This is a genomic window from Brevibacterium sp. (assembly GCF_031179145.1).
In the GTDB taxonomy this organism is placed as follows: Bacteria; Actinomycetota; Actinomycetes; order Actinomycetales; family Brevibacteriaceae; genus Brevibacterium.
The window spans coordinates 249,756-259,152 of the sequence record NZ_JAPSIB010000003.1 but is presented as its reverse complement, the minus strand read 5'-3'; the positions used below and the strand labels follow the sequence as shown (position 1 = coordinate 259,152).

Genomic DNA, 9,397 nt, shown 5'->3' with positions numbered 1-9,397 from the left:
AACACCGGTGACATCACGTTCACCCCGGCCGACGGCTTCAACGGCAACCCCACACCCATCGACTACACCGTGAAGGACACCAACGGCAACGACACCGGCGCCAAGGTCACCATCACCTACGTCGATGACGATTCGACCGGCAACGATGCGAATGCATCCGCTGACCCCGGTGATGCCGATGCCTCCACGGATCCGAGTGACGCCGATGCCTCGGCCGATCCCGGTAGCGCGGATGCTTCGGCTGATCCGAGTGACGCCGATGCAAACGCATCGTCCGATCCCGGAACACCCGGTGCCAACGCCGATCCGAATTCCAATGCTGATGCCTCCGCCGGTACCGACGGCGGCGACAGCTCTGGGAACTCGGACAGGCCAAGTGGCGACCTTCCAAGGACTGGAATGGATGCATTCGTCGGTGTTGCCAGCATCGCCGGAGCTCTCCTGATCGTCCTCGGCGCAGCAGCGGTTCTCGTTGCACGCCGCAGTAGGAACCGATTCGGCCAGTAAGCTGTAGCGGGTACCTGGGGCCCGAAGCCTCTCACCAAAGTGAGGCTTCGGGCCCCAGCTCTATGCGCAAGAGTGCAGTTCTCATCTCCGACCCGATGAGGGCTTAATAGCTGGAGCGAAAGTGTACTATTGGCTAGCAGTTCGAAACAGCCGGTAAGGGAGCTGAAAGCTATGGATCGCCGCGAATCAGCATCCTCTGGAGTTGCTCCTCTCCCCGCCCCGGAGAGCGAGGTCGACAGAGTCTACGCAGGATTGCGAGATGAGATCGTCACGGGCCGACTGCCTGCCGGCGAGCTTCTCGTCGAACGACTTCTGAGCGAACGCTTCGGTCTCTCCAGTCGGGTTCCCATCCGTGAGGCATTGCGGCGGTTGAAGGCCCAGGGCCTCATCGACCACGAACCGCGACGGCGAGCTCGGGTCCACGAACTCACACCGAGAGAACGCGCCAATCTGGCCGAAATGTATCTTGCCTTCGATTCCCTATCCTTGAACCTCGCCGCTCAGCGCAGAGATGACCAGGACTTGGCACAACTGCGCCGATTGGCCGAAGTGTGTCGTTCTGAGAAGGTTTCGGGTGACCCAGAGGAGCTCATCCGCCAGGGCCTCAAGTTTCGCGAGGCGGTATTCTCTTCAGCCAAGAACACGGTGCTTGACGAAGTCAGGCACCTGATCCAGAGCCGTTTGGAGCTGCTCTTCAACAACTCGCTCAGCCTGAAGCTCGGCATCGATCCGACTATGTTCGGTCGCGCGGCCGAGGCTATCGCTGAGCGTGACTCGGAAGCCGCGGTGGAAGTGTTTGTGGAGTCCACACGGAAATGGCAGCGGGCTTGGCATGAAGGGATGTTGAGCACTCTCGATTCCGAGTTCACTGACGACTCAGACGATAAACAGCACCGTGTGGAACACGGAGAAGCCGAGTCGGTTCAGCACACTGCTCCCCACTTTGTCCGAGTAGCCGATACTCTGCGCAGACAGATCATCATCGGTGTAAGACAACCCGGAGATGTGCTGTCGGAGCGCAATATTTCGCTTGAGTTCGATGTCAGCCGCTACCCCGTACGGCAAGCGATCGAGGTGCTTGTCCGTGAAGGGCTCGTCACTGAGGGAAGCGACCGCGCTGCCTCTCGAGTGCGTCCCCTCAGCGACATCGACGGGATCGCTCTCATCGATGTGTGTACTCAGCTCGATTCAACGGCGGCTCGACTCGCTGCTGAGCGGGCCTCATCCGACCATCTCCGACAAATGAGGCGGATTGTGGCTCAGGAAGAGGAATTCACTCAGGCTGAAGACAACGAGGGTCTGCTTGAGGCCGCATTCGAATGGCGCGAGGTCCTGCACAGAATGGCCGAGAATGAACTGGTTCACGAAATCAACGGGATACTGAAGTCTCGAATGAGACTCCTGGTCACCGCGTTGCCGTTCTCCAAGGAGCTGGTTCGTGCCCATCAACTCACCTTCGAGGCGATTGCGCTGAGGAACCCCCTGATGGCTGAGGCAGTCCTGCCCAAGCTCCTCAACACCGAACGCAAACACACTATGGTCTCGCAGGTGACCAGCGCTTAGAGCGTGAGGGGATCAGCTGACTCCCTTCTGCGTGGCAGTCCCGTTGACATTCAGAAGTGCTTGGCGGAATTCTGCTCCGTAAGCGACTACGAGTTAGTCGCCGGGTGTACCCGAGTTGGTGTGAGAGTTTGAACGCGCAAGCCGCGAGTACGCAGCGCGCCCAGGCATCAGCTTTCCACGAGTACTGAACAGGAGGTCCGATCAGATCCTGCTCGGGTCCCGCTCCCACGAGAGCAATACAGCACTGCGGGCTTCCAGTTTGAAGTATCGACAATCGCTCACAGCCCAGTTCCCGCAGCCCTATGCCTCCGGGTTTATCCCTTCTCCAAGAGATCGCAACGAAAGCTGAATATCTTGCCAGGGTTCGAAGTTCCTTTCTCAAGCCGCGCTCAGTATGATGAAAAGCACTACGGGCTACCAGAAACCATCCGCTGAAACCCCTCGAATCGGTAGGCCTACCGAGGCCACCATCCCCGGCGTCGGCTCCCAATAGAGCCCTCTCCGATCGCAGTTGCCTCAGGTTCGAGTCGGCATCGTTGACGAGAAGGGAACTGTTCCATGTCGAAGAGAACTGTGACCGACAAGTTCGAATTGGAACAGGCGCTCTGTGAAGGCGTGGACGCCATCATCGTCGAAGGCCAAATCCCCGGGCTCACCGGCATCACCCTTCCCCCGGGCACAGCGCTCCAAGGCCGAGAGGAAGCCGTCTTGGAGTTCGGAAGCAAGGGAATCACTGTCACCATCGACAACTCGATCTCCGATCTCACCATCGCGGCAAACCCGAGCGACGTGGCAATCGGCACCGACACCTCCCTGCTGAGCATGGGGCGAATCACGCTGACCAATGTGGTGGTCTGCGGCCAAGTGGCACTGATCATGGAAGACGTGCTGTCGGAGGGAACGGCGATCGTGGACAGCCTCACGATCACGTATGCCGACACACGGGGACGAGCACACCGACCGCGAACCGGCGAAATGGAGATCCTCCAAGGCGCCCTGACTGTGTGGAATCGCCAGCGAAGCTCAGCGTCAAAGCTTTTCGCGTCCCTGGCTCAGATCACCGTCGGCACGATTGACGCTCCCGTGCGAGGCACCGGAATTCTGCTGTCCGGAGGTACCTGCCCACGGTCTTGCCAGGTCGGAGTCGAGAAGCTGTCGACGAATGCGGTCGTGGTTGACGGAGGCATCCCCGAGCGCGCTGGAGATCTGATCGCAGGGGGCATAGTCATCGGACCCGGAGTCAATGCAGGCACTCTGCTGAGCAACGGCCCCATCCTCACGCGCGACCATCGCGATTCCGCGATCGTCGACCTTGGCGAGATCTCCCACATAACAGTGGACGCCCCTCTCGCCGCCTCTATGCCCTGACCCCACCACCTGGAAGCCCATAAAGATCATCTCGCCCGTCCCGGCAGATTTGCGAATCGCAATCTATGGGGTGAGCCATGCGCTATTGAGGATTCTGGAAGCCCAACGTGGTACATTCGTCGGGAAAGCTTCGCGTGAAGATCCTGCACGGCTCCTCACTCTCGACGAAGACAAGGTGTGAAGGTCACGGAGACCGGGCAGAGGAATCGATCAGTCCCTGCCCTCGTCGAACCACGATCTTCGGCAAAGACTGGAGTGCACCCATGAAGATCGGCGAATTGTCCAATCGCACCGGCGCAAGCATCCGCTCTCTGCGCTACTACGAAGAGAATGACCTTCTGACTCCGACGCGGCTGCCCAGCGGCTACCGGATCTATGAGGAATCCGACGTCGTCCTGGTCTCACATATCCAGGCACTGATCGAAGCCGGCTTCACCTCGGCGAAGATCAAGCAGATCCTGCCGTTCCTGACCAACTTCGAAGAAGGCGTCGAACTGACGTGCTCACCGGACGTGCTGGGTGAGGTCATTGCCGAGCGAGAAGGACTCGTGCACAGGATCACTGTCCTCAAGGATTCGCTGAAGGCCTTCGACGCCGTGATCTCTGCCAGCCGCACCGGAATGAGACAGGCCGGATAGGAGCACGATTGCCCGCTCAGCGCACCGGCAGATGTCCTGCCGAGGCGCTGGGCGGGCTATCCGTCAGAAGGGCCCGTCAGGCGGTCAACGGTTTGGACGGATGGTCGATCCGCCCGGTCACCCGACGAATGAACGTCGGGTCGTCCTCGCAGGTGACTTCTACATCGAACCAACCGTGATCCAGCGGCCAAGGGACCTCCGCCTCGCTTCCGGCGCGGACCTTCACCGAGCGCTTGCCTCCCTCGTAGGCCCGCGAGATCAGCTGAACCTTGGCTGTCCTCTCGGCGTCGTTACCCACGGTGATCCGCAGCTTGTGCCGATCGATCAAAGGCGTCACGTCCACCCCTGCAGCGGATCCTGACTGCGACCCTCGCGCTTCGTACCAGAATCGGTCCGGTCCCTGCACCACAACATCCCAGGTCTCCCCGACCGGCACACTCACCCGCTTCGTCCCACCCGGTTCGATCGTCAGGTGTTGGGGCTTGGACTCGGTCTCGGCTGCTGCGAACGGATAGACCGCATAAGGCGCGGCAACCGTTCCACGATTGGAGATCGACACCTCGATCTCTCCATCGTCGAACCGGGCAGACACACTGGTCGCGTAGGGAGTTCGCCGGGAATCCTTCCTCCCGGCCTCCTGCTCCGGGATCGTCTGATCCGCGGGCGGGTTCGGCTGCCACCGCTTGATCGGGGCTGGGACCGAGTCGGGCTGCTGGAGAGTCGGCGGTTTGCCCGCATGTTTGAAGTCGAACGCCGACGTCAGATCGCCTGCGACCTGACGTCTCCAGCTCGAGATGTTCGGTTCCTGCACACCCGTCCACCGCTCGAGGAACCGGAGCGCTGACGTGTGGTCGGCAAGCCTGGAATCGACGTATCCGCCGACAGTCCACGGCGAGACGACAGTCATCGGCACGCGCGGACCGAAGCCGATCGGCTGTCCGTCGTACCAGTCGTCGGAGTTCCTGCTCGACGGGCGAGGAGGCACCGGCGGGGGGGACATGGTCGAAGTACCCGTCGTTCTCATCGAAATTGATGAACGTGACGGTGCTCGACCATGTGTCGAGGTCCGAGGCAACGACATCGAGGAGGTCGTAGATCAGGTTCGCGCTGCCCACCGGCGTCGACGAACTCGGGTGTTCCGACAGGGCCGCAGTCGGAACCACCCAGACCACCTGCGGCAAGGTGCCGTTCGCGATATCCTCTTCGATCCGCTTGACCAACGTCCCCGGACGACTGCGGTAGATCGCGCGGTCGAACAGGCTGCGCTCGGCCCGTGTCAGAGCCTTTCGCCCTTCGTCAAGCTGGCTGAGCAGCCGGTCCTGCTCTGCGGCAGGCTTTCCGGGCAGAGCCTCGTAGAACTCCTCGGTCGTCCGGTACGAGCCGTCGACCTTCCGCAGCGCTTTTCGGCCGATCTCCTTGAACGGCTTGAAGTACTCGATCGAGTTGTCGGTGAAGTTATCCCACTCCTGGTAGATCTGCCAGGAGATCCCCGCGTCCTCCAACCGCTCCGGGTAGGTGCCCCAGTCATACCCTGGGTGATCCTTGTCGTAGGCGTCGTTGGTCACTGCGCGCCCACCGGTCGGCTCCTCGCCGACCTTTCCGGTCCAGAAGTACATCCGGTTCGGATTCGTCGACCCGAAGACCGAACAGTGGTAGGCGTCGAGGATCGTGAAGGTGTCGGCAAGCTCGTACTGCAGTGCGATGTCGCGACGATCGTAGTACGTCATCGACCCCTCGCCCTTGTTCGGCACCCACTGGTCGTACCAGCCATCCGCCCATGCACCCGTGGCATCGCGAAAACCATGCGGCAGAGCACTGAGGTACTGAATGTCGCCCGCCGGCCGGCCTTCCGCCGCCGCGGCCTCGCGGAGGGAGAACGGGAGTACATCGCCCTTCACCCCCGGCTGATGGAGGATCGTGTCCCCTCCTCGTCGACGCAGAGGATCCCGATCCCCATACCCACGCACACCGCGCAACGTCCCGTAGTAGTGATCGAAGGATCGATTCTCCTGCATCAGCAGGACCACATGCTCGATCGCACCCATACCACCGGACTTCATCGGTTCTGCGAGCGCCCGACTCACCGATGGCGGCAGAAGAGAGCTCAGCGCTGCGACTCCGGCGACGGCTCCTGCGGTTCTCAGCACCTGCCGCCGAGTCGCTCCGGTTGCAGAACCAGCTGGAGAATATTCTGTGCTATTTGATGGTGTTGAATCCATGTTGAACACGGTAGCTATGTTTTGGTGAACTCAACTTGGCGCCTTCTTGAACGGCGGGTCAATTCCACTGGAGAGTATCACCGATGATTCTCACGAGAAGACCCCGACGACGAGGTTGATCGCGGTGGCGAGGATGACGGCGTTGAAGACGTAGGACAGCAGGCTGTGGCGCAGCACCACAGCGCGGATCGCCCGGTCGGAGACTCCCGTGTCGGTGACGCCGAAGGTCATTCCCACGGCGAAGCCGAAGTAGAAGAAGTCCTGAAAGTTCGGGGTGTCCCCGGTGTTGAAGTCGATCCCGCCGGGTGTCCCGTCCCCGAAGTACATGTAGGCGTACCGGACTGCATAGAGGATCTGCAGGCCCGCCCAGGACATGAACACCCCGAGAAGTGCGACCGCGGCCGGAATCGGCCCCGCGTCGGAGCCACCCATGACCAGCAGGGTGATGATTCCCCCGATCCCGCACAGCTGCCCACCGGCGACGATCACCTCGTCGACGAAGGGGCGGAAGTCCTGCCGGCTGGCATTGGCCTGCGTCTCGGCCGATGTCATCGGCCACAGGACGACCGTACCGAGAACGACGAAGAGCGTCGTCGCGACGGTGACGCCGATCAGCGCCCCCAGACCCGCGCCGGTGAGGAGCCCGGCGACGACTCCGGCAGCGACTCCCGCGCCGACAGAGATGAGAAGTCGCTTCGTGGCGCTGATGAGGATCGACGGCTTCACTCCGATTCCCTTCTCATAGTCGTCCGAGAATTCCCGTGATGTTCTCTCACGTGTGTACGCCGCCGTCGGGAATCGAGCTCAGCGGCACACTCGACTCAGCGGTCAGTGCGAGGAAGCCGAATGTCTCCTGCAGGTAGAGTTCGACGAACTCCGAGTCGTGGCTGCTGTAACCGATCGACAGATCCTGGCCGAGGTGCAGCTCGTAGTCGCCGCCGCGCGTGGAGATGAGGAGACCGCCCTCGAGCGCGGGAGCCCAGATGATGGCACCTTCGGGCAGGAGTCGCGCCACGTGGTCGCGGATGGGGTATCCGTGGTCGGTGGACTCCATGATCTTCGTGTACTCGTCCGACGACAGCAGGAGGCTGTAGGGTCCGTCCACGCCCGCCAGGCGCAACGAACTGAGCGCATGGGCGACCGTGTCGGGGATGTCCTCCGCCCGTGCCGGCAGGTTGATGGGAGTGTTCGAACTCTGCGGGATCACTCCTCCGATCCCCGCCATTCCCATTCCGCTGAAGATCGCCCGGTCCTCGGCGATGGCGATGGCCCGGGCCGCGTCCTTGACCGGCTGCCAGTCCGAGTCTCCTGCTCCGCGTTCGACGTCGTCGACTGCGGCTCGTGTGACGCGGAAGGGAACGCGCAGTTCGATGACCGGCTGCACCTCCCGCTGGGAGACGATGAGAGAGTTCTCGTCTGATCGCAGGGCCCGCACGTGTCCGGTTCCGATCGCAGAGAGTTCGCAGCCCTTCGGCCCTTCGACATCGACCACCCGCCGTCCGGCGATGTTGCGTCTGAAGGTCCTGGTCGCCTCCTCGGCGATCTGCGCCCAAGCCGGTTCGGAGACCGGTGCCAGTTCACGATGCAGGTTATTCATGGTCCGCTCCTTTGAGACTGCCGATTCGCAGGCTTCCGTCGTTGACATATTCGCTCGCCGAGGTGGGTCCCGGCTCATGCCTGTCCTCATCCTTCATCCGCGCCACGGGATCCTGCCTGCGCAGAGCCTCGAGGGCGTCGGTCGGATCGTCGAGGAAGTCGATGGTGGGAACGAAGAAGAGGCTGCCGGTCACGGCAGTCGAGAAGTCGAGGATCCGATCGTGATTGCCAGGCGGATCGCCGATGAACATGTTCTCCAGCATTCGCTCGGTCACCGCGGGATCCGACGCGTAGCCGATGTAATACGTTCCGTACTCCTCGGATCCCGGTCTCCCGAATGGCATGTTCTCTCGGACGATCTTCAGTTCGGTGCCGTCGGGAGCCTCGATGGTGTTGAGCACGACATGGGCATTGTCGGCCTTCTCGGCATCCGGGATCTCGATGTCGGAGAGCTTGTGGCGTCCCATCGCCTGCGACTGCTCCTCGACGCTCAGCGAGTCCCAGCTGGTCATGTCGTGGATGTACTTCTGCACGATGACATAGCTCGAACCCGTCAGCGGCGCTTCATCACTGCCCACCAGTGCTGCCTCGAGAGCAGGCTGATTGCGCGGATTCTCGGTCCCGTCGACGAATCCGAGCAGATCCCTGTTGTCGAAGTACTTGAAGCCCTGAACTTCGTCGGCGACGTCGACGCAGCCCGACAGCGCATCCATGATCTGCCTGGCCAGTTCGAAGCACAGGTCCGGGCGATCCGCTCGAATGTGGAAGAGAAGGTCACCGGGTGTCGACACGGCGGTGTGCACTCGGCCGACGACCGGCGTGAACGAGCGGAGGGACGCGGGCCTGGGGGCGTCGAACAGACGATCCCAGAGGACGGCACCGATTCCCACCACACAGGTGAGCCGCTCGTCCGTGGCTCGGAAGTCGACCGCGCGGATGATGCCCGCGACATCGGTGAGGAAGTCGCGAACCGCTCCTTCGGCGCCTTCACGCACAGTCAGCACCAGGAAATGAGCGTTCCTGGACGGGAACACCGCGACAGGCTGAGGCGTCACACCGCCTTGTGGATTGTCGAACACAAGCGTCCTCTCATCAAGTGCTGTCAGCCAGATATGGGCCAGTCTAGGCGAATACAACGCCGACGTCGGAGAGACTTGGAAGAAAGTGGAAACATCTGGGCTTCCAGCTTTCTGTGGATCGAGCACGTTATCGAGTCCTAAACTTGACGCTATGGCACGCAAAATCATCGAGCACATCACCGACGACCTCGACGGTCGGTCAGTTCCGACGGACCAAGGAGGCGAGGTCTCTTTCTCCTTGGACGGCATCGAATACGCGATCGACCTCAGCCATCGGAATGCCGATGACCTGCGGGATGCGCTCGCACCGTACATCGCCGTGGCCCGACAGCCGACCCGAGCCGGGAGGGGCTGGAGAGGGCGATGACGAAGCCGAAGTGAACCCGGCTCGAACCTGAGCCGTCTGCACGCGACGAGTCCATGCCAC

General features: G+C 61.7%; 10 protein-coding genes and 1 pseudogene. 6 read left to right on the top strand and 5 right to left on the bottom strand.

Annotated features, from left to right (window positions below; translation table 11 throughout):
- From RIT73_RS04340 to RIT73_RS04320, 5 genes are all read left to right on the top strand, one after another.
- The coding region (locus RIT73_RS04340; RefSeq protein ID WP_309130824.1) for an LPXTG cell wall anchor domain-containing protein at positions 1–507 on the top strand (507 nt) is incomplete at its 5' end.
- A 171-nt stretch (positions 508–678) separates the two neighbouring features.
- Positions 679–2,070 carry a GntR family transcriptional regulator gene (locus tag RIT73_RS04335; protein ID WP_309130823.1) on the top strand — a complete coding sequence of 464 codons (1,392 nt, stop codon included), beginning with the start codon at positions 679–681 and terminating at the stop codon, positions 2,068–2,070.
- Positions 2,071–2,126: 56 nt separating this feature from the next.
- Entirely contained in the window at positions 2,127–2,258 is a 132-nt protein-coding gene (locus RIT73_RS04330) for a MepB family protein (RefSeq protein WP_309130822.1), read from the top strand.
- A 370-nt stretch (positions 2,259–2,628) separates the two neighbouring features.
- The gene (locus RIT73_RS04325; RefSeq protein ID WP_309130821.1) at positions 2,629–3,438 is read left to right on the top strand and encodes a hypothetical protein; all 810 of its coding nucleotides are present in this window, start codon (positions 2,629–2,631) and stop codon (positions 3,436–3,438) included.
- A gap of 263 nt (positions 3,439–3,701) precedes the next feature.
- Positions 3,702–4,076, top strand: coding sequence for a MerR family transcriptional regulator (locus tag RIT73_RS04320; protein ID WP_309130820.1), 375 nt, complete (start codon positions 3,702–3,704; stop codon positions 4,074–4,076).
- A 76-nt stretch (positions 4,077–4,152) separates the two neighbouring features.
- Here RIT73_RS04320 and RIT73_RS04315 read toward each other — a convergent pair whose 3' ends face one another.
- The 5 genes and pseudogenes from RIT73_RS04315 to RIT73_RS04295 form a co-directional block, all read right to left on the bottom strand.
- Complete coding sequence (locus tag RIT73_RS04315) at positions 4,153–5,076, bottom strand: phospholipase domain-containing protein (protein WP_309130819.1); 924 nt, start codon at positions 5,074–5,076, stop codon at positions 4,153–4,155.
- Positions 5,077–5,128: 52 nt separating this feature from the next.
- Positions 5,129–6,091: pseudogene (locus RIT73_RS04310) on the bottom strand (alkaline phosphatase family protein); the annotation flags it as partial.
- 294 nt (positions 6,092–6,385) lie between these two features.
- Positions 6,386–7,021: a DUF1345 domain-containing protein gene (locus RIT73_RS04305; protein ID WP_309130818.1), complete on the bottom strand. Its 636-nt coding sequence runs from the start codon at positions 7,019–7,021 to the stop codon at positions 6,386–6,388.
- Positions 7,022–7,067: 46 nt separating this feature from the next.
- Positions 7,068–7,892 carry a family 1 encapsulin nanocompartment shell protein gene (locus RIT73_RS04300; RefSeq protein ID WP_309130817.1) on the bottom strand — a complete coding sequence of 275 codons (825 nt, stop codon included), beginning with the start codon at positions 7,890–7,892 and terminating at the stop codon, positions 7,068–7,070.
- Complete coding sequence (locus RIT73_RS04295; protein ID WP_309130816.1) at positions 7,885–8,925, bottom strand: Dyp-type peroxidase; 1,041 nt, start codon at positions 8,923–8,925, stop codon at positions 7,885–7,887. Before RIT73_RS04295 ends, RIT73_RS04300 begins: the two co-directional genes overlap by 8 nt.
- Positions 8,926–9,121: 196 nt before the next feature.
- On the opposite strand from RIT73_RS04295, the gene RIT73_RS04290 reads away from it, so the two are divergent.
- Entirely contained in the window at positions 9,122–9,337 is a 216-nt protein-coding gene (locus RIT73_RS04290) for a histone-like nucleoid-structuring protein Lsr2 (RefSeq protein ID WP_309130815.1), read from the top strand.
- Positions 9,338–9,397 lie beyond the last annotated feature (60 nt).

Bases quoted from the DNA above. Each gene is read 5' to 3' on its own strand.
- RIT73_RS04335 (WP_309130823.1), top strand. From the start codon at position 679: ATGGATCGCCGCGAATCAGCATCCTCTGGAGTTGCTCCTCTCCCCGCC.
- RIT73_RS04300 (WP_309130817.1), bottom strand. From the start codon at position 7,892: ATGAATAACCTGCATCGTGAACTGGCACCGGTCTCCGAACCGGCTTGG.
- RIT73_RS04320 (WP_309130820.1), top strand. From the start codon at position 3,702: ATGAAGATCGGCGAATTGTCCAATCGCACCGGCGCAAGCATCCGCTCT.
- RIT73_RS04325 (WP_309130821.1), top strand. From the start codon at position 2,629: ATGTCGAAGAGAACTGTGACCGACAAGTTCGAATTGGAACAGGCGCTC.
- RIT73_RS04315 (WP_309130819.1), bottom strand. From the start codon at position 5,076: ATGTCCCCCCCGCCGGTGCCTCCTCGCCCGTCGAGCAGGAACTCCGAC.
- RIT73_RS04290 (WP_309130815.1), top strand. From the start codon at position 9,122: ATGGCACGCAAAATCATCGAGCACATCACCGACGACCTCGACGGTCGG.